Raw genomic sequence first — 22,201 nt, 5'->3', positions numbered from 1 at the left:
CCGATCATTGTTTGAACCAGCTTGCCGGTACCGTTGCAGGTGCCGAACCGTTGACACTGTATCGCAGCTTAAGGGTGTAACCACCGCCGCCTTCCACAAAATCGAGTTGTAGAGGTTGCAGGCCCTTTTTGACGGCCACCTGTCCGCTCTTTTCGATCGGGCCATGCCAGCCATCGTTATCCACCACCGTGCGACCGGCGATCTTCAGCACACCGCCATCATCGCAGGTAAGGTAAAAGCTGTATATTCCATCCTGTGGGATGTCCAGATATCCTTGATACTTCAACCCAAAACTTGGTGAGGATACTTCTTTTGGCACCACTAAACTATCTACGTTGAAGCTTGCCTGTGGCTTGGCTTGCGCTAGCAACGTGGTACGTTTGTAGGCTCCGGGATAGTATTCGCAATGCAAACCTGCCTTAACACCGTTATTTTGTGCCGGCTGGGCCATGGCTTGTTGGGTATAATGTAAGTTATAAATATCGCCCGGCCCGCCGTTAGGCCTGAAAGCTGCCAGCCTGATATATAATGACCGCGTGATGGTGATCGGCTTGCTCAGCACCGGTGAGGTACTTTTGGGCAAGCTACCGTCAAGCGTATACCTGATCACCGTACCCGGTAACGGTGGCTTGACCTGCAACACGGCTTTATCCGTAAATACACTTTGCTCCACCAAGCCATCCAGATCAGGCAAACGGTAGTTTACATGCAGGCCATCAAGCCTTTTGTAATGTACCTGCAAACGTTGCTGGTATGAGGTCAGATCATGTTGTGCCGACCATAGGTTCTCGGCCAAAGCCGTCATACGTGGCATGTACATATAGTCGGCGCGGTTCTCGGTGGGTACATACTCGGTCCATAAGTTAGCCTGTGCACCTATGATCCCCTTACGCTCGGTGGCGTTCAGTCCTTTTGGTATGGGGTCGAAGTTGTAAACGTTCTCTAACGAGTTGCGGTCGGGAGGGGTATCAAAATACAATGGGCTACCTGGCGACATGATCACCTGGTTACCGTTCTTAGCCGCTTCAACAGGGGCCTTGGGTACCCAGGTGCGCCAGTACATCACCAAAGCCGTGGGACTGATGCCGCCTTCCAATATCTCGTCCCAACCGATCAGCTTGCGACCCTTCGAATTAAAGTACTTTTCCATGCGGTCAATGAAATAGCTTTGCAACGCCGCCAGATCTTTTATTCCTTCCTTTTCCATGAAGGCCTTGCACTCTTCTGAGCGGCCCCAGTCGGTTCGGTCTACCTCATCGCCTCCGATGTGGATATATTCGGACGGGAAGATCTGCATGATCTCGTCAAAGATATTTTGGGCGAATTCAAAAGTACTTTCGTTGCAGGGGCATATCGGTTTGGTAAAAAGCTCACCCCATTTGTTCTCGCCGTTGCAGGTCAAAAAAGGGTACGAGTTAATGGCGGCCATCATGTGGCCAGGCATATCTATCTCAGGAATGATATCAATGTGACGGGCTAAGGCGTAGGCCACCACATCCTTCATCTGTGCCTGGGTGTAAAAGCCACCGTAAAGGGTCTTCCCGCCTTTCTTAATAATATGTTTGGGGTCGATGGCCATGTCGGGGTTCTCGGCGGCCTTCTTCATGTATACCGAGTCCTGGTTGTTGAAGGTTCGCCATGCCCCTTCTGAGGTCAGCTTGGGATACTTTTTGATCTCGATGCGCCAGCCCTGGTCATCGGTCAAATGCAGGTGGAACTTATTGAACTTATATAAGGCAAGCAGATCGATGAACTTTTTAAGATAAGCTATCGAAAAGAAATGCCGCGACACATCCAGGTGCATCCCACGCCAGGCATATACCGGGGCATCGTCAATGGTCACTGCGGGCAGGATCCATTGTGCCGGAGATACTTGAGCTCGATCATCTACACTTGCCGGGAGTAATTGCCTGATGGTCTCGATCGCATGGAAGATACCGGCACCATTCTTGGCTTTGATGTTGACAAAAGACGGTGTGATCTGCAACTGATAGCCCTCATTCGTCACTATAGTGGGATCTTCAATAAATCGTATGCAATTATCTGTATTTCCACTACTTTTTGCTGTAATCTTCAACTTTTTAAGCAGCAGTTCATTCAGTAATTCGGCCTCTTGTGCATAGTGACCGTTAGCAGGTAAAATGATGACCGTACGTGCGTTGCCAGTGAACATTCCCTTACCCTCCACCAACTTTTGCGGGTATGGCACCAGCGGGAACTTCGTAGATACCGACTGACCTAATGACGGCCGCCAACAGGCGATCAGCACGGTCAGGGTAAGTAAAAAATAGCTTTTATGTATCTTCATTGGGCTTGATGCATTGGTCACTTTTGAGCAATGGCGATGAATGTTTCAGGCAAGTTCCAGCCGCTTATGGATATTTGAACCGGCCCCGTACCCACCTTGCTGCGATCGATCAGGATCTTTTTCTCAGTAGCCGGTGGTAATGAAACATAATTATCATCATAGAACACCGGCAACAACCTTTGATGGGTGACCGGATCCACTACCGATAGCCGGTTAAAAAAGGCTACCGGCGCATTTGCCGGATTTGTCAGCGCTACCTCAATATTGCCGTTATCTATAGCACGGGCACTGATCTTCAGTTGCGAAGCAGGAAGTTTGTTAAGTGCCGTGTATTTCCCGTCGGCATCGGCTAACCAGTACAGATTGTCGCTTAACAGCTTTTTATTCACATCTAAAAGTTGGAGGTGCAAAAAGCCACCACCCCCATTGACCACCTTTTCAACCGCATTTTTGATAGGCAAAAATGCCTTGCTGCTCGAAGGCTGCATCTCCACGAATACCTGTGTAAGCGGCGTTACAGCGCCTTTGACATCAATGGTGTTCACCACCAGCATGAGGTCACTTTTCACCTCGAAAGTATTGTTCACTACCGCAACCATGCCCTTTACCGGATCATACATCACGTGTAGCGGCTCACTGCCTGTGCGTGTTCCGTACAGACAGGCATTAGGGTCAAGCGCATGATCATACATTTGCCCCCGCAGGGCGGTCCATGGGTTCTGCGTTTTCCAGATCACAGTGCCGGTATACCACTCCCACATATGAGAGCTGAAACCTTCCATCAATGCGCGATACTGATCATAGTTCACCAATTGCGCTTTGTTGGCCATATCGGCAACATCCTTAGGTTTGCCATAAGGTTCAATAAAACCGTCATAGCCAATGTATTTGTGGTAGTCCCACAACGGGTCGGTCTTGGTGGTTCCTTCCTTTTCTGAGTATTGTGGCATCACCAGGTTCTTTTCAGGAATGAACCTTTTGAGCGATTCTATATCGCCCATGCCAACCGAACCTACCTCGGAGTTGAAGGGATAGGTCCGCTGATCCCAAAACACCGATATGGGCTGTATATTATAGGGTCCATCGCCATTACCGCCCAAATTGTTCAATGACATTTGATCGGAGTTGGAATAGTCCACGAACCAGCGGGTGCCATCTAAATTGGGCAATATGCTATCGCGAAGCGGGATCAGTATATCGGCCGGTGGAGTGATCTCGTTACCGCCGCACCATATGGCCAGTGAGGCATGGTTACGTATCATTTTGATCTGGTCGGCGGCCGACCGCAGGAACAACTGGTGGTCATCTGGATACTTGCGACGGGTCCATTGGTCGTCGGCCTTGAGCGGGTCGAGCCATTTACCGTTGGCATCGGCCGATATCCAGAAGTCCTGGAACACCAGCATGCCATATCGGTCGCAGGCGTCGTAAAACTCGGGCCGTTCCATGATGGCGCCTCCCCAAACCCTGATCAGGTTCAAGTTCATATCGCGGTGAAACCTTACCTCGGCGTCGTACCGCGCCTCAGATAGTCTGAGCATGGCATCAGAAATGACCCAGTTGCCGCCTTTGATAAATATCTTTTGCCCATTCACCAACACCTCTTTGCTTTGAGTGCGGTCGTTCCACCGGGTATCGATCTGCCTTACGCCTACTTTGATCAGGTGCTGGTCAGAAGTCTTATGGTCATTGGTCACGAAGCTGACCTTGGCATCGTACAAATAATGCTCGCCGTAACCGTTAGGCCACCATAGCTTAGGGTCGCGCAAGGTAAGTATCGGTAACTCAACAGGGATAGAAGACCTGGCCGACAGGGTGACCTGACGTGTCACGCTCTGCCCGTTCATGGTGAATATAACCGTTCCCTGAATTGGCTTAGCGGTAGGATTCTGAAGTTCGGTGGAAACTTTGACCTGTGCAGGATCTTGCTTTTTGCCCGGCAGGCGTACGCCAGGGACCATTGTTATCACATGCGGGTCTACGATGCTTACTGCACCGGTCCTTTCCAGGTAGACCTTATCCCAGATACCTGTATTACGATCACGAATGGGCTGTATCCAGTCCCAACCGGCAGTATATTGGATACTCACGTTCTTGGCTATACGGCCATCACCTCCCTGGCCGCCGTTAGGTTTGCCTACCGGATCAGGTGGGTAAACGATCACTGCTACCCGGTTAGTTCCCTTTTTATTCAGCAATGAAGTGATATTATAGCGCTGACGAAGGAACATGCCCTGATGGATACGCGAGTTTAGCTTATGCCCGTTCAGGAACACATTACAGCTGTAATTCACCCCACGCAGATTGAGGTATACTTGATCATTGCCTGTAATGTGAGCGGTTTCAAATGCTTTGACGAACCAATACGTGTAATGATCGCGTCCGGTGTCAAAGATATCCTTGATGGCCTCGTTGTTGAGACCGTAAAATGGGTCTGGAATTTTTTTATTGGCCAGCAGGGTGGTGAGTACTGTGCCGGGCACTACGGCTGGCTGCCAATCATTGAATTGTTCGGTACTTTTTGAGGAAAGTTCCTCGCCCGTCAGCTTGACATTGGCTATTGGAGCGCACTTCCAGCCCGTTTTAAGTTCAGTGATCTGAGCACTTGCTGTATAATGGATCGCCGTGAATGGTACGACCATCAATGCAGCTTTAACAGCGATATGCTTAGCTGTCATCTGTTCCCATTTTTTCAAGCTCCGCAGTATCTGACCTATCATTATCTTCTGTTACTTTAGCTCGATCTTAAACACTGCGGCCTGTTTGGCTCCGCTATTGGCTTGTAATGCTGCAGGTATACTGATGGTGATACCGCCGTTGTCTTTCTTCCACGTCAACTTTTGGGCAGAACCTAATAACGATACCCTTTTTACCTCTCCGTTAAGTTTGATAGATATCATGGCAGGAAGCTTTACTTCTTCAGTAGCGCCTAATTGCAGGGCATAAATGATCTTGCCGCTTTTTGAGCGGGTATAATACAAGTTGCCATCAGCATAAGGCTCCACTGGTTTGCTGGCATATATACTTTCGCCGTTGATCTTCATCCATTGACCTATACCTTCAAGGCGCTTGTAGGCCTCAGGGTCCCAATCGCCGTCAGGACCGGGGCCAATGTTCATGAGCAAGTTGCCGCCTCTTGATACGATCTTGATGAGCAGCTGAATGATCTCAGTGGTCGACTTATAATGGTCGCCCGGTACGTAGCTCCAGGAGTTGCCCATAGTGATGCAGCTTTCCCAAGGATAGCTCAACGGCTTTTCAGGCACTTCCTGCTCAGGGGTGGTATAGTTCTCGTATTCACCCGCAACGGTACGATCCACTACCAACAGGCCCGGCTGGTTCTGCCTGGCCATGGCCGCGATCTTAGGCATATCAATATCCTGATCAAATTTGATCCCGCGCTGCCAACTGATGTTCGGGTCCACCGTTTTATGCGGGCGCACCCAACCACCGTCTAACCAAAGGATATCTACCTTACCATAACCGGTCATTAGTTCCTGTATCTGGTTGTAGGTAAATCGCTTGAAGTTGTTCCAGCGCTCGGGATACTTGGCCGGGTCGTAATTCACGTTACGGTCTTTGGGCGGGAAATATGGCCACCAGTAGTCAGGCGAGTGCCAGTCAGGCTTAGAGAAGTAAGCGCCCACCCAAAAGTTATCTTTACGGAACGCATTGAATATCTCTTTGGTCACGTTAGCACGTGGATCTTTAGAGAATGGCGTTTTAGGGTCGGTGATCTTATAATCGGTCTGCTTGGTATCGAACATCGAGAATCCATCGTGATGCTTAGTGGTAAAGATCACATATTTCATTCCCGCACTCTTGGCAGCCTTTACCCATTTGGTTGGGTCGAATTTTTGTGGGTCGAAGGTCTTTTGCAATCCTTCGTATGCTTGTACATAGTCATTGTAGCTGGCACTGTGCGGGCCTTTGCGCTGGGTCCAGCCTTCATCTTCGGGGCAAATGCTCCAACTTTCTACCACTCCCCACTGCGAGTACGTACCCCAGTGCATGAACAGGCCGAACTTCAGATCCTGCCATTCGGCCAGCTTTTTTTGGACCTGCGGGTCGGCAGGCGCCTGATACTTTTTTGATATCTCGTGCACTTGTGCCAAGGCGTTGCCACGGCCTAATGCCATCGCGCAACAAGCCAATACGGTAAGTTTAATTATGCCTTTCATACTTCGAACAGGTGGTCTTTTTCGAGTTCCTTGATCCTGGAGATCAGCAGGTCGCCTATACTTTCGATCACCAGTACGGCCCCGCCAAGTAATTGCGCTTTACTGTTAAGGTCCGACACCTTTAATTCAGTGCCATGAGCCAAACGCGGTATACAATGCTCATTAATGGCTTGCTGAATAGGCGATAACCATAGTTTGCCTACCACACTCCCCTTACCGCTAAGCACGATCACGGCCGGATCCATCAGGTGGATCAATATAGCGATGCCCTGCCCTACGTTATAGGCGGCCTCTGATATCAGTTTTACCGAAAGGGTATCGCCTTTAATGGCTTCGTTGATGATGGTATCGGCATCTAACTGCGCATAATTGGCCAGGCTGGAAACCTCTCCCTGCTCCATCTCCATGATCGCCTTTTCGGTGATGGCCATCAATGATGATTCGGTCTCTAAACAGCCACGTTTACCGCAAGTACACAATTTACCGTTCTTGACCAGCGGTATGTGGCTGAATTCTCCTGCTAAACCGCTATGCCCTCTGAATATCTTACCCCCAACGATCATGCCCAAACCAATGCCCCAACCCAGGTTGATCACCATAGCATCGTTCTCTTGCCGGGCAACACCGAACTTTTGCTCGCCCAAAGCAATCGCGGTAGAGTCGTTCTCGATGAAGATGGGTAGTTGTATATTTTGTTGCAGGTATTCGCGTAAGGACAGGCCCTCTACCGGCAGAAATGAGTAGTTGATACCCGCCTCAGTTGAAAGGAAGCCAGGCATCGTGACGCCTATGCCGAGCACCTTTGTCTTATCAATACTGGATCTTGCTATAAAATCATTGATATAGCTCACCACTTCTTCGGCCTTGAGCTGCGTAATATTTATAGCATGCTGCTCGACCTTGTTCAGGAACCGGCCCTTCATGTCTATAGCCACTATCCTTATACTATACTGACTTAAGGCTACCGATATCAGTAAATGGGTACCAGCGACCAATGAATATTTAAGGGGTTTACGCCCACCGCTCGAAATGGCATAACCATTCTCCTCAACATAACCTTCCTTGACCAGCATGGTCAGCACCTTATTCACGTTAGGTATGCTTTTACCTATTAGGGTACTTATGGTAGTGCTCGATAATGCATCATTATAGAATAATGATTGGATGACACCTTGATTTTCGTTGAGAAGTAAAAAGCGATGGTCGGGCATGGTGATATGGATATACATAGATAACTTATTTTATCCGAAAGTCAAATACTTTTTAAATTTTTTAAAAAGTATTTGACTTTTACATTTTATTAACATTATTTTAGGGAAAGATTTTAAAAGGCTTAGCTTTCTTTGAGCACAAACTAATCGCTATAGCCCTTTACACTACCAGTTACCGGTCTCTTATTAAGTCATTATTAAACATGCTGAAAATGAAAGCCGCCCCCTATACCTAATGAGTAGCCCTTCAATACGCTATTCTATTCCTGCTAACGACAACATTAAACTAAAACCAATCATTGTGTATGAAAATCGATCTTTACTCAAAGAACAATGCACGTAAATATGCATCCCCTGTTATGCTCATAACAGCGGGCTTCATGCTTACCAGTGCGATCCCACTGAGTGCCTGGGCAAACCGGTCGGCACCGCAGAATACCCTTAGGTTACACAACAACTCCGCAGTGGAGAACGTGAGAACCGCCGCTGCCGACATAACGGTGAACGGTACCGTACTGGACGAGAACGGCCAGCCTCTTGCCGGTGTATCAGTAAAAGCCAAGAACGGCAGTGCAGGCACCATGACAGATGGTAACGGTAGGTTCAAACTCACCGTTGCAGACAATGCCACGCTCGTTATCTCTTACATTGGTTACCAAAGCACCGAAGTAGCGGTAGAAGGACGTACTACACTCAGCGTAAGACTGAACCCATCAAAAAATAGCTTGAACGAAGTAGTAGTTACCTCATTAGGCATCAAGCGTGAGGCTAAAGCCTTAGGTTACTCAGTAGGTACCGTTACCGCCAAAGAGGTTACCCAGGCCGGCGCTACCAACTTTGGTGCGGCCATTTATGGTAAGGTGGCCGGTGTGCAGATCAACTCGGCACCAGGTGGTGCCAGTAGCGCCACCAACATCCAGATACGTGGTATCAACTCTTTATATGATAATCGCCAACCGTTGTACGTGGTGGATGGTGTGATCATTCGCAATGATCAGCAACAAGGTGTTAACGGCACCAACAATAATAACTACTGGGATGACCAGCGTATACGTGGTAACGGTATGCTCGACATCAACCCTGCCGATATCGAAAGCATCAGCATTTTAAAAGGTGCCAGTGCCAGCGCGCTATATGGTTCTGACGCGGCAAGCGGTGTGATCGTTATCACCACTAAAAAAGGTGTTAAAGGCCGTGGTCTTGGCGTCGACTTCAACTATGCCGGTACCATTGAGCGTGCAGCATTTTTGCCTAAATACCAAACCACTTATGGCCCGGGTTACGATCGCGAGACCAACACCCAGGTAGGTGCCGACGCTCAAGGCTGGATCGCTGATCCAAGCTCTCCATCTGGTCGCCGTCCTAACTATCGTGCCTATTCACAATTTGGGCCGGCGTTCGATGGTAGTCAGGTAAGATGGTGGGATGGCAGCATCCGTACCTATTCGGCTCAAAAGAATAATTATGCCGATGTATTTGACCACGGTTATAGCAACAACTACAACCTGGGTATCTCTAACCAAACCGATAAGATCAATTACCGCTTATCGGCCACCCGTTTAGATTACAAGGGTACCAACCCGGGCAGCAAGCAGAACCGTAATACGTTCAACCTGAACAGCTCTGTCAAATTGTCTGACAAGATCTCGACGGATATCGTGGTGAACTACATCAATACCAACACCCATAACAGGCCTTACTTGTTGGGCCAGGTATTGGGCTCGTTCGGTGGTTTCTTCAATGCTGCTGAGGACATGGACCTGTTGCGTAAAAATGCAATGACCTCACAAGGCTACAAATATTCTACTTTAGGCAGTGGCCGTCCTGAGGCATTCATTTACAATATACGTCCTACCAACCTGCTCGATTTTTACTGGAACCAGGACCGTAACAGCTACGATGAAAAAGAGAACCGCTTACTCACCAGCGCTACCATCAACTGGGATGTGGTGAAACACCTGAAGGTACGTACCCGTATAGGTAATGACTATACCGCAGCAAGCGTAGAGAACAAGATGTACAATGAGTACTCCAGTATCTATAATGCAAGCAACAGTACCGGCGGCTACTCCGTATCAAAAGGGCTGTACTCGATCCTTTATGGTGATGGTCTCTTGACCTACTCTAACAAGGTCGGCGACCTGGACTTCTCTGCAAGCGGTGGTTTCACCTTCAGAAATGAGAAGTACAGCGACCAGAACTCGAGCACCGCATCAGGTTTGGTGACCGAGAATTTCTTCAGCATCAGCAACAGCTATGCACAGGCTACCACTACAGCTACACGTGCCAGCCAATTGAAGTACGCTTACTTAGGTATCCTGAACTTAAGCTACAAGAACTTCCTGTTCGTGGAAGGTACCGCACGCCAGGAGTATGCTTCTACCCTGCCCCCAGGAAACAACAGCTACTTCTATCCATCAGTTAACTCGGGCTTTGTATTTAGCGAGGCATTTAAGATGCCTGAATTTGTAAGCTATGGTAAGTTACGCGCCTCATACGGCATTGTAGCTAATGACGTTACCCGTTACAAAGCCAACATCGCTTACACCCAAACACCTTTACAAACCATCAATGGTTCGGCCTTGGCAGTAGCTACCGGTGCCGCCTACGGTAACCTTGCCTTACGTCCGGAAAAGAAATACGAGCAGGAATATGGTGCTGAAATGCGTTTCTTCAAGAACCGTGTAGGTTTTGACGTAGCTTATTACACAAACAAGATCAAAGATCAGATTCTGCCTTTGGCCATTGCCCCAAGTAACGGCGCTACCTCACAGATCGTTAACGTGGGCGATATAGCCAACCATGGTCTGGAGCTTTCATTAAGTGGCACACCGTTCTCTTCGGCTAACTTCAAATGGAATACCCGTATCAACTATGCGTTCAACCGTTCAAAACTGCTGAGCCTGGCCCCTGGGGTACCTGAGGTACAGTTCTATAACAGCGACCAGAATGCCGTTAAACTGGTGGCCCAACCAGGTGAGATGTTGGGTAACATTTACGTTTACCCCATCGCTACCAATGCTGCCGGACAGCGTTTGATCAGCGATGACGGTTTCTACATCATCGATAAGACCAAATATGTAAAAGCAGGCAACATCATGCCTAAGGCTATCGGTGGTATCGTGAACAGCTTTACTTACAAGAACTTCTCGATAGACTTCACTACCGATTACCGTTTTGGTGGTCAAATGATTTCTACCCCATCTAAGTATCTGCGTGGTGCAGGTATGTTCGAGAGCACTTTACAGTATCGTGACGCGGCGCATGGTGGTATCACCTACACCGCCAACGGCAATACCTACAACGATGGGGTGCTGTTACAAGGTGTGAACGCCAATACCGGCCAGCCCAACACCGTGATCGTAGATGCCGCTAACTACTACCTGAACACCTACAACTGGGGTGCTGATGCCGACAACCTTGAAGGTTCGGTTTACAATAACAGCTATGTGAAATTGCGTGAGGCCGTTATCGGTTACCGTTTACCGGCATCAGTAGTGAGCAAATTGCACCTGAACAACGTGCGTATCTCGTTGATCGGCCGTAACCTGTTCTACATCTACAAAACATTGAAGTATGTTGACCCTGAGGCCCCTGTAGGTAACCAATGGTTCTCTAAAGGTGTGGACGTGGGCTCTACCGCTCCTACCCGCAGCTTTGGCCTGTCACTTAACGCTAACTTCTAACTCAGCAGATCATCAAAATATATAAAGAGATGAAAAAATACTTTATACACTTCGCACTGGCTGCTACGGTGGCTATCACAGCAAGTAGTTGTAAAAAGGATCTGGACGCTAAATTCGACAATCCCGACCAGACCACCTCGGCTACCAATGCAGGCCTTTTGACCTCTATACTTAATAATGACCGTGTAAGACCATCATACTGGAACGTTCGCACCTTTTTACTGATGCACCCTGCCGTGTACAGCCAAACCGCGTTCTTCAGCAACGGTAACAACATGTACCGCCAGGATGACGGTTACACAGGCCAGTACTGGACAGACTTTTACGCTCCCGGCGTGTTGGGTAAGTACCGCGCCATTGAGGTGAACTACAATAACGCAAGTGCCGCTGACCGTGCCTCGCAAGAGATCATTTTGCAGGCAGCCCGTGTGGTATTATATGATCAGGCCTCGCAAATGGTCGACCTTTGGGGCGATATCCCTTTCAGCGAAGCCGGTTCATTGCAAACCACCAGCACCATCAAGCAAGCTAAGTTCGATGAGCAGACCGCTTTGTACAACACCATACTTGACGGCTTAAAGGCAAGCGCCAATTACTTTTCAACCGCTACCACCAATGCCGAGTTCAGCCGTGCCGATATATTGAACAGCGGCAGCGTTGACAAATGGCGCCGTTATGCCAACTCGATCCGCTTACGCTTATTGATGCGTATTTCGAACGTGAACGAGAGCACAGCACGCACCGCAGTGTTAGACATGCTGAACAACTCCACCACTTATCCGTTGGTTGATGGCGGCAATTCGGCCAACTACAACCCAGCCACAAGCGACATCCTGCTGCAACCGCTTACCAACTTTGTGAACAGCCTGAACGATGGTTTGACCGAGTTACCGAGCCACTATGCACCTGACTACATGCTGAACACCGTGATGTTGCCAGCCAACGACCCACGTATACCGGTGTTGTTCGACAAGTGGGGCCGTACCGTTAGTGGAGTGTTCGTTCCTAACAAGGATTACAAGGCCATGCCGATCACCTTTACTCAGGCTCAGGTAGAAAGCAGCTTCAACCTGTATTCGGTATTAGACTCGACCACCTTTTTACAGAACACCAAGCTACCGGGTATCGTGATCACGTCATCAGAGGTGAACTTTTTGAAGGCCGAGGCTTATGAGCGTTGGGGAAGCACTGCCAATGCGCAGACCGCTTACGAGACCGCTCTTAAACAATCAGTTAGCTTTTATTACTACCTGAACGGTATCAATACCGCCGGTCTTAAAAAAGAGACCAAGCCAAGCGATGCTACGATCAATACCTTTGCTACCGCTTCAACTGCGGCCTACACCGGCACATCGGCCAACAAGCTGGCTAAGATCTACGTTCAAAAATGGGCTCACTTTGGCTTCCTGCAGTCAACCCAGGCATGGTCTGAGTACCGTCGTACCAAATTCCCGCAGCTGACCTTCCCAACAGCCAGCCTTGCAGCATTTGCTACGCCACCTAACCGACTGACCTACCCATCGGTAGAGACCTCGAACAATACGACCAACTATCCGGCCGTACAGTCAAAAGACACCCGTACCGCTAAGATATTCTGGGACGTTAAATAATTACCGATACTCCAAAGCCAGCCTGTGTGACCAGGCTGGCTTTTTTTGTTAACACCGACACTGACCAGCCTCCGCTATCATCATTTCATCCAGATCGATTACATTCGCTTGCATTACCGACCGCCTATAATTTTATGATCTTCACCCAACTTTCCCGTAAAAATACGCGCCTAAGCCTTTGTATCTCCTTACTATTTGCGGCCAGCAGCAACACCATCTTCGCTCAAACTCGCCCTGCTTATCTTGACGAGACGCAACCTATTGACACGCGTGTCAGGTCGCTGATCAGCTCACTCACCATTGAAGAAAAAGCATCACTAATGGGATACCGCAGCAAGGCCGTCCCACGACTGGGTATACCTGCTTACAATTGGTGGAACGAGGGTTTGCACGGGGTGGCACGTGCCGGGCAGGCCACCGTTTTCCCCCAAGCGATCGCACTTGCGGCAACTTTTAATGACGAGTTGGTGTACCAGGTGGCCAACACCATATCAACAGAAGCGCGAGCCAAATACAACCTTGGCGTAAAAAAAGACCGCCGGTTACAATACATGGGACTAACGTTCTGGTCGCCTAACATTAACATTTTCAGGGATCCGCGATGGGGACGCGGACAGGAGACCTACGGCGAAGATCCTTATCTGACCTCCATAATGGGGGCGGCCTACGTACGCGGAATGCAAGGTACTGATCCGTTAAGGTTGAAGACCAGCGCCACGGCCAAACACTTTGTCGCTCACAGTGGCCCCGAGGCCACGCGCGATGAGTTCGATGCGATCGTGAATGAGAAGGACCTACGGGAGACCTACCTACCGGCCTTTAAAGCTTTGGTCGACCACGGCGTAGAATCGGTGATGACGGCTTACAACCGGGTGAACGGCGAACCCAACTCTACCAGCCGCTCCTATCTGAACAAGATCCTTATCAAAGAATGGGGCTTTAAGGGCCACGTGGTGACCGACTGCGGCGCGCTGGACGACGTTTTTCTCCGTCACAAAGTGCTGAAGAACGGGGTAGAGACAGCAGCTGCGGCCATCAAAGCGGGCATCGGCCTCGATTGTTCATCGGTACTACAAAACGATGTGGTCAAGGCCATCAAGCAAGGTTTGATCACCGAAGCCGACGTTAACAAGGCACTGACACCTGTGCTCCGGACAGAATTCAAACTTGGCTTTTTTGACCAACCGCAGAGTAGCCCCTATTACAGCTACGGTGCCGATAGTATCAATAATGCCCAACACATAGCGCTTGCACGGCAGGCCGCTCAACAGAGCATGGTACTGCTCAAAAATAAGAACGGCGTATTACCGCTCAAAAAGGATGGCTTCAGCAGCATTATGGTGTTAGGCACCAATGCTTCATCGCTTGATGTGCTGGCAGGGAGCTACCATGGCGTGAATAGCAAAATGGTGGACTTTGTGGAAGGTATCACTGGGGCAGTAGAACCCGATACACGTGTGGAATATGACCTTGGGTCGAGCTATACCGATACCACTCATTTTGGTGGCATATGGGGTGCCGGCAATGCCGATGTAACGGTGGCGGTAATTGGCCTCTCGCCGGTATTGGAAGGCGAAGCAGGTGACGCGTTCCTGTCAACCAATGGCGGTGATAAGATAGACCTGAGCCTACCTGCCGGGAACGTAGCGTTCATTAAAGCACTTCGCAAAGGTGTACCAAACAAACCGATCATTGCAGTGGTGACCAGCGGCAGCGCGGTAGACATAGCAGCCATTGAACCGTACGTTGATGCCATTGTGCTGGCCTGGTACCCGGGCGAGCAAGGTGGCAATGCTTTCGCAGACATCCTTTTGGGCAAGGTATCACCTTCGGGCCGTTTGCCGCTTACTTTTTACCGGTCGGTCAATGATCTGCCGCCTTACAACAGCTATGTGATGAAAGGCCGAACCTACCGGTATCATAACGGCCCGGTACAGTACCCATTTGGCTTTGGACTGAGCTATACCACTTTTGATCGCAGTTGGGAGCAGCGACCGCGCAAGACCTACGGCACTAAGGATAGCATCAGCTTTTCGGTAAAAGTGAAGAATACGGGCGCTATGAAAGGAGACGAAGTGGTTCAGGCCTATATCGAATACCCTGATCTCGACCGGATGCCGATCAAAGAGCTCAAAGCCTTCAAGCGGGTATCTTTAAATCAGGGAGAAAGCAAGGTGGTGAACCTGGCAATCCCGGTAAAGGCCCTCCAAAAATGGGACGATAAGAAGCATCAATGGCAACTATACAAAGGCACCTATCGGTTGGTCATAGGCGAGAATTCCGCTTCGGCTAAATTGAAGGCGGAGTTCAGTATACGACCATAACACCACAAAAAGCAAAGGGCTTGAAGATGATCTTCAAGCCCTTTGCTTTATAAAGAATATTTCTCTGCTATCTGCACCAATGCGCTTACGGTATCAGGATCGGTCTGCTCGGTCATAAATTCTTCAGCCTTACTTCCTGTCCGTACCTCGCGGTAAGCCATCTCACTCTCAAGCGGCCCTTTGGCAGTAGTGTGATATTCGGTAGCCTTGGTCATTTCGATCAGATGCGCAAGATTCTCCGGCTTAACACCGGCGCCCGGCATGATCTGGATACGACCGGCCGCTTGTTTGACCAAACGAGCTATCAAGTCGGCGCCACTAACGACGTCGGCTTCCAGGCCCGATGTCAGTATACGCTCAAAGCCAAGTTCAATGATGTCTTCCAATGCCTCAAAAGGGTCACTGCAGCGATCGAACGCCCGGTGAAAAGTTACACCCATTTTGCCGGCTGCCTTGATCAGTTGCTCGCATCGCGGTTTATCCACACGCCCGTTGGCATCCAATACTCCGAATACTACCCCATCACAACCTAAAGCCAGGCATTGCTCAATATCTTTTTTCATCACCTCAAATTCGAGGTCGGTGTACAAAAAATCACCACCCCGAGGGCGAATGATAGGGTACAGTTTAATATTCAGTTGTTGACGAGCCAAGGCGATCTGCCCGAACGATGGTGTTGTCCCTCCCTCCTTCAGGTTATCACAAAACTCTATCCGGTAAGCACCAGCCTCCTGTGCGATCAGCGCCGACCGAACAGAATTGGCACATATCTCGATCCTGATCATATTAATAAATACTTTTTCCTTTGATGATCAGGTCCTGCTTTTGGGCATTGCATACCGCGTATGAAAATCCTTTCTGCAAGGCATACGCACCGTACTCACCCTTTTTGTTGATCGCCAAAAAGCCCACCTGTATGGTCTTGGCTATCTCAGGTTTCTTTTTCACGATACGGTTCACCGCCTCGCGGCAGGCATCCTCAGGCTTCATGCCCTGGCGCATCAGTTCCACTACTAAAAAGCTGCCCACGTTCCTGATCACTTCCTCGCCTACGCCGGTCGATGTAGCACCACCTACTTCATTATCCACGAATAGTCCGGCCCCAATGATGGGACTATCTCCCACCCGGCCATGCAGTTTGAAAGCCATGCCACTGGTGGTACAAGCTCCCGAGATATTACCTGCAGCATCCACGGCCAGCATTCCTATAGTGTCATGGTTATACTGATTACCAGGCATCTTGTTAGGCACCGGTGTAAAGTGCTTGTTCTCGATGTTCATCTCGGGCTGATATTTGGATGTCTTCAGCCACTCTTTCCAGGCCTTTTCCGAATCAGGCGTAAGTAGTTGCTTTTTAGTAAATCCGTTAGCTACCGCGAATTGAGTGGCACCGTCGCCTACTAACAGCACATGCGGTGTCTTTTCCATCACCATGCGGGCTACGGATATCGGATGATCGATATACTCCATGCCGGCCACGCCGCCACAATTGCCTTTCTCGTCCATGATACAGGCATCCAGCGTTACATGACCGTCGCGATCGGGGTAACCCGCCGCGCCTACACTGTGATTATTTGGGTCGGCCTCGGGCACCCGGGCACCAGCCTCAACGGCATCCAATGCACGGCCACCGGTCGAAAGCACCTTCCAGGCGGCCTGGTTAGCGGCCACGCCAAAATCCCAGGTAGATATGATGATCGGGAGCTGGGATGACGGTGCAGGGGCCGCGATCGGCGCAGCTAAAGATCTGAGGTTCAACGCCGCTCCGGTGGCGGCCAGCGAGGTGGTCAATATAAATTTACGGCGGTCAAGCATTATATTTTATTCGTTGTTATATACAAGGTGAAGATAAGCTTTGACAGGCAAACATCAGGTAAGATATTGCAGCGATATAGCATGTTTTTGTACGTTAAAACTCATCGATCTTGGTAAGAAACTGGCATTGAATGATCAATATCAGCAAATGCAAAAGCGGTGATCGCCTATAAAGTAAATTCCCGATGTTTGGCATAACGAACCGTCGGTTCATCAACATTACACATCTACATGTCAAACGACGCTAACCATCATCGGCAGCTGATCTATGCCAAAGGAGAAATGAGTGACCTCATCCGATCGTTGGATGATCAGGCAACTCCACTGGGCCCGATGTCCACATGGCCGGCCGAGCTGCTTAACGCCCTGAACCTTATGCTCGACTCAGGGTTCCCGATGTTCATTTGGTGGGGTCCTGAACTGCTTCAGTTTTACAATGATGCATACCGGGTGATCCTGGGTAGCGGATCGAATAGCAAGCATCCTGATCTGTTAGGAGGCCCCGGTGAAGACCATTGGCAGGAGATTTGGCCTAACATTTGGCCCCTGATCAACAAAGTGTTGACCACAGGCGAGTCCGTTTACCTGGAAGACCAACTACTGCCTATCTATCGTGACGGTAAACTTGATGAAGTTTACTGGACCTTTAGTTATAACCCGATCCGCAATGCCAACGGCAAGCCTGAAGGCATATTGGTGGTGTGTACCGAGACCACCCGCCTCAACCGATCGCAAAGAGAGAACGCCGAGCAGCGTGAGTTCTTGCTCAATATGAGCGATCAGCTGCGCTTGTTCTCTGATCCTGAAGCCATGGAGACCAGAGCGTTAGACATTATTGCCGGTCATTTGAACGCCGATCGCTTCGGATTTGCCAAAACTCTAATTAAGGGAGAATTTTTTCTGATCGAACGGGATCATCACCGTAACGGTGTAAAGCCACTGAAGGGTGCGTTCCCGGCCAAGCAATTCGGTACTGACATATTTGAAACACTGCTTAGCGGCCAAATAGTCATGTACGAAGATGTGAGGAACGAGGCGCGACTGTCTGAACAACACAGACGATCTTTTACCGAACTGCGTATCGAAGCGATCATCAATATACCGTTATTCAAGAATGGCAAATTGTCGGCCGTGTTCTTTGCTCATTACGAGCAGCCTCACCACTTTACCATCGAAGAACAGGTACGGATCAAACAGGTGGCAGGCCTTGCATGGGATGCAGTGCTCACTGCACGCGCAGAGCAGGAATTGCGGCTTTCAGAATTGCGGTACCGAACTCTTTTTGAATCGATAGATGAAGCATTCATGGTGATCGAGTTCTCGTTCGCTGATGATGGTACTGCCGAGAATTATCGTTTCTTGGTCACTAACCCTGCATTTGAAAAGCAGACCGGGTTAAAAGACGTAGTCGGCAAGACCATATTAGAGATCATGCCTGATATTGAGCCCACCTGGATACGCACCTATGGAAAGGTAGCTACTACAGGAGAGGCCCTGCGTTTTGAGGAATATAACGAAGGTACTGGCGGATGGTATGATGTGTATGCCGTTGCCGTTGGGAAAGACACGAACCAGGTTGTAGTGGTATTTCATGATATTACCCAACGCAAAATGGAAGAACAGCGTAAGAACGACTTTTTAAGCATGACCAGCCACGAGCTAAAAACACCGCTCACGGCTGTGACAGGCTACCTGCATATATTAAAGAAACGCGTTACCAGCGATGACCCCAAGGTGCCCGATATGTTCGAGCGCACGATCAAACAGATCGGCAGAATGACCGGCATCATTAACGGCTTCTTGAATATCGCCCAGTTGGAAGCAGGTCAGCTCAGGATCGACCGGACCGATTTTGACATTGTTGAACTGGTGAAACAGGCTGTGCAAGAAGCTGTAGCCACGGTCAGCTCGCACCATTTCAGCTTTGAACCCACCGGACCGATCTATGTCAGCGCCGACCTGGAAAAGATAGACCAGGTGATCGAGAATCTGATCAGCAATGCGGTCAAATATTCCCCGACTGACAGTAGGATCAAACTGACGTGCTGGTCGGATGGGTCCACCGTGAAGATAAGTGTCATCGATGAAGGCCAAGGTATCGATAAGGCGGACCAGGATCTGATCTTTGGACGGTTCTACCGCGCGGTGGACGACCAGCTCACTAGTGCGAGCGGTTTTGGGATAGGCCTGTACATCTGCAAAGAGATCATTGATTGCCACGGCGGCCAGATAGGCGTAGATAGTGAGCCGGGAAAAGGTAGCACCTTTTGGTTCACTTTACCTGTAGCCGGCTAAGGCGCTATTTGACTCTCCGCACCTAAGCATTCGCCGATCATGAGAAACGAAAAAAGCCTCTTTAGATACACTCAAGAGGCTTTATCATAAATAGTAGCGGGGAGCAGGATCGAACTGCCGACCTTAGGGTTATGAATCGTTGACCAATGACCTACATTGAATAAAGATGGGCCTTAATTGCCATCTTAGTGGTCTTTAAGGTCATTGCCATTTAACCTCCGTTCACTTCACTAGAAAACCTCCTGTACCGGACACTACCTCTTCGTCGGTTATGCCTTGTAGGATGATGCGAAAGCTGCCGGTAATGTCTCCGGTATCGAAGCTAATTTCCCGCTCGCCGTTTTCGTCGGTCAATAACCCTGATCCCCAGAACAGAGTTGGAAGATATTGAGGCGCCGTTCGCTTAAGATCAACACCGTAAAATTCCCTTGCATAATAGATCCCGGGGATCTTAACTATCCCCTGTTTCTGATCGGTCGTACAGCCCTCATAGGTCACTGGGGAAACCGTAAATCGATCGCCATCAAGATCGGTCCGGACCTTATACTGCCTGCCTTTCACCGGTTGAGATATCCGATCACTATTGATGCTTTTCGGATAATTCAGGTAGCCATATTCGTCCACGTAGTCCCCACACTCATTAGCGCCCGGCTTACCTCTGCTTAACGCCCCCCCGTAAGGTGCACTCGACCTCACTGAAACCGCATCTAATTGAATGGTCCTATCAAGTTTGGCGTTCACAATGCTTCCCAGGTCGCTTCCGTGCATTCTTCGGGTATAGCCGAAAGTGTCCGAAAACAGCGAAGGAGAAACTTTGATGTTACTGTAAGGGTCATCCACCTTTATCTCATATCCCTCTTTATCCTTTTCATTGATCATCAATGAAAGGTATCGGTCATCCGGTAGCAACATTTGCTGGTCGGAAATGACCAATTCTCCACTTGCATTGGTCACTCTAACGTCTATACCATTTGGCTTCATCAAAGAGACACCGACCGGTCTCGTCAGCGCTTTTTTACCATGGGTTACTATAGCTTTAAGCTCAAGTGCCTTTTGATCCGGAAGCGTATCCTTCAAACTTTGAGCATTTACGTCCTGCCATTTGAATTTCCTCCAACCCCTGATCAGCAATACGTCCTCAAGGATGTTTTCATTCTCGTAGTAAGCATTCGGTAATAGCCCCATTTCCATGTCGAGCTTATCCTCTACGTTCAAATAACTTTCTATGCTCCTGTAAGACCCGGTCCATAGATCAGCATCCCTGACGCAAGCCAACGAGAATAGCGCTTTAACAGGTCTTTGTTGCTGATCGGTCAACTTGATCTTTAGCTTTACCGTACTACGTTTGCCGTATTCATTCTTTGAAGTGTTGATCGAAGAGATCACCTTTTGATCATAATGTGCGAAAAATAGTCGTTCAGCTACCGGCTTGCCATCAAGGTTCAAAATAGTGATCAAGCATGGTCCTTTGGGCAAGGCGTTCACCGCGATGCTGATCGGTCTTGATGACGGTGAACTCATCATGTCGAAGCAAGCGTATAGGTTCTGCTGATCATGTACAAGAACTTTAACGGGTCGCTTGACCTTACTTGCGATCTGAACTTTTACAGTATCCTTTACAACGGCCTTAAGAAGATGAATGGTCGGTATATCGGTCAAAGCCTTGGGTAAAATGAACGTGGTATCTAACGCTTTAGCCCCTTCGATCTTAAGCTTGACATGATATGTTATGCCAGCTTTAGGCTCGATCAGAAAGCGGCCCATTCCTGTGCTACTCGTTCTGATCGTGTCAAGCAGCCGATCCCCGCTATACAGATAGCCGGTCATTGCCTTAGGTATCCCATCGGCCGTGGTCTCCACCCCAACCAAATTACTTGCCCCTTCGACAAGATCTCCGCCTTCAGGAAAAAAACGCATCTTGACGCTAGGTCTTTTAAATGAGGGGAGGGGGAAGATCAGCGATGCTTTCTTATCTTTAGTTCGCACGCTAATTAATATCTTGGCGAATGTTCGATGATTCAAAGTTTTGGGTATTGATATGATCGTTTCTTTTCCCTTTGATCTTCGCTCGATCGGCGGCGAACCATTATCAAAACGGTATGATAGCTGCGCATCGGAGGCCTCCTTTTTATCGATATTATTGAGTGAGATCTTGACCTGCATTTCACTATCCGGACCTTTAAGATCCAACATTGATGCAGTTATACTAAAGGCTTGATCAGATCGGTTATCCGTGATAAATAGAGGAGCCCTAAAGACAGCAACTGGCTCCATATCGCTACCGACCACATTCGTGAACGCCAGTAATTGATACTCACCTGAAGGCAGACCATCTGTCAGGTCTAAACTCCCGGAAGCGATACCTTCTTGCATCGCCAACTTTTTGGAGATCCTGACGCTTTTAGTAACCGGGTCGATCAATTGTATCACCAGGAAATGATGCCCCTTCAAATCGATGTTGGCCTTTCTGGTCAGGTATCCTGAACACCATATCGTTTCGCCGCTTCTGTAGACGGAACGATCTGTATGAATATATAAAGTAGACCTTGGATGCTTTCTGCTAAAGGTTGAAAATTGAGCCGATAATTCACTGGCGCTTTTGGGAATGGTTTGCCGTTTGGCGGCTCCTGTTACAATGATCAAACAAACCATCATCGATACTAAGTCTTTCAACATAAGCGAGATCTGTTTAAATACGTTATCTGGAAGTAAGCACGCCCATTACGATCAAATTTAACTTCTAAAAGCTTTAGATATAAAGCGTCACTATC

11 protein-coding genes are annotated in these 22,201 nt (G+C 49.0%); 4 read left to right on the top strand and 7 right to left on the bottom strand.

Going from position 1 to position 22,201, the window contains the following annotated elements:
• Positions 1-4: 4 nt before the first annotated feature.
• From LLH06_RS03740 to LLH06_RS03725, 4 genes are read right to left on the bottom strand one after another with little or no spacing between them, the layout of a single operon-like run.
• Positions 5-2,308, bottom strand: coding sequence for a family 20 glycosylhydrolase (locus LLH06_RS03740; RefSeq protein ID WP_228171924.1), 2,304 nt, complete (start codon positions 2,306-2,308; stop codon positions 5-7).
• Between the two features lie 17 nt (positions 2,309-2,325).
• Complete coding sequence (locus LLH06_RS03735; RefSeq protein ID WP_228171923.1) at positions 2,326-5,028, bottom strand: glycoside hydrolase family 2 protein; 2,703 nt, start codon at positions 5,026-5,028, stop codon at positions 2,326-2,328.
• A 9-nt stretch (positions 5,029-5,037) separates the two neighbouring features.
• A complete protein-coding gene (locus LLH06_RS03730; RefSeq protein WP_228171922.1) occupies positions 5,038-6,489 on the bottom strand; it encodes an alpha-L-fucosidase in 1,452 nt (483 codons plus the stop codon).
• A complete protein-coding gene (locus tag LLH06_RS03725) occupies positions 6,486-7,718 on the bottom strand; it encodes an ROK family protein (protein ID WP_228171921.1) in 1,233 nt (410 codons plus the stop codon). The genes LLH06_RS03730 and LLH06_RS03725 overlap by 4 nt, the downstream gene beginning before the upstream one ends.
• A gap of 287 nt (positions 7,719-8,005) precedes the next feature.
• Between LLH06_RS03725 and LLH06_RS03720 the strand changes: the two genes are divergently transcribed.
• From LLH06_RS03720 to LLH06_RS03710, 3 genes are all read left to right on the top strand, one after another.
• A complete protein-coding gene (locus LLH06_RS03720; protein WP_228171920.1) occupies positions 8,006-11,386 on the top strand; it encodes a SusC/RagA family TonB-linked outer membrane protein in 3,381 nt (1,126 codons plus the stop codon).
• A 29-nt stretch (positions 11,387-11,415) separates the two neighbouring features.
• A complete protein-coding gene (locus LLH06_RS03715; protein WP_228171919.1) occupies positions 11,416-12,996 on the top strand; it encodes a SusD/RagB family nutrient-binding outer membrane lipoprotein in 1,581 nt (526 codons plus the stop codon).
• Between the two features lie 134 nt (positions 12,997-13,130).
• Positions 13,131-15,320, top strand: a complete 2,190-nt coding sequence (locus tag LLH06_RS03710; protein WP_228171918.1) for a glycoside hydrolase family 3 N-terminal domain-containing protein — start codon at positions 13,131-13,133, stop codon at positions 15,318-15,320.
• A 47-nt stretch (positions 15,321-15,367) separates the two neighbouring features.
• On the opposite strand, the gene LLH06_RS03705 is transcribed toward LLH06_RS03710, so the two are convergent.
• Together LLH06_RS03705 and LLH06_RS03700 are read right to left on the bottom strand one after the other, a co-directional pair.
• Entirely contained in the window at positions 15,368-16,105 is a 738-nt protein-coding gene (locus LLH06_RS03705) for a copper homeostasis protein CutC (protein WP_228171917.1), read from the bottom strand.
• A gap of 1 nt (position 16,106) precedes the next feature.
• Entirely contained in the window at positions 16,107-17,135 is a 1,029-nt protein-coding gene (locus LLH06_RS03700; RefSeq protein ID WP_228171916.1) for a N(4)-(beta-N-acetylglucosaminyl)-L-asparaginase, read from the bottom strand.
• A 231-nt stretch (positions 17,136-17,366) separates the two neighbouring features.
• Between LLH06_RS03700 and LLH06_RS03695 the strand changes: the two genes are divergently transcribed.
• A complete protein-coding gene (locus LLH06_RS03695; RefSeq protein WP_228171915.1) occupies positions 17,367-19,430 on the top strand; it encodes an ATP-binding protein in 2,064 nt (687 codons plus the stop codon).
• 222 nt (positions 19,431-19,652) lie between these two features.
• Here LLH06_RS03695 and LLH06_RS03690 read toward each other — a convergent pair whose 3' ends face one another.
• The gene (locus tag LLH06_RS03690) at positions 19,653-22,106 is read right to left on the bottom strand and encodes an MG2 domain-containing protein (protein WP_228171914.1); all 2,454 of its coding nucleotides are present in this window, start codon (positions 22,104-22,106) and stop codon (positions 19,653-19,655) included.
• Positions 22,107-22,201: the final 95 nt, after the last annotated feature.

The organism is Mucilaginibacter daejeonensis, from assembly GCF_020783335.1.
Taxonomy (GTDB): domain Bacteria; phylum Bacteroidota; class Bacteroidia; order Sphingobacteriales; family Sphingobacteriaceae; genus Mucilaginibacter; species Mucilaginibacter daejeonensis.
This window is presented reverse-complemented; position numbering and strand designations above follow the sequence as displayed.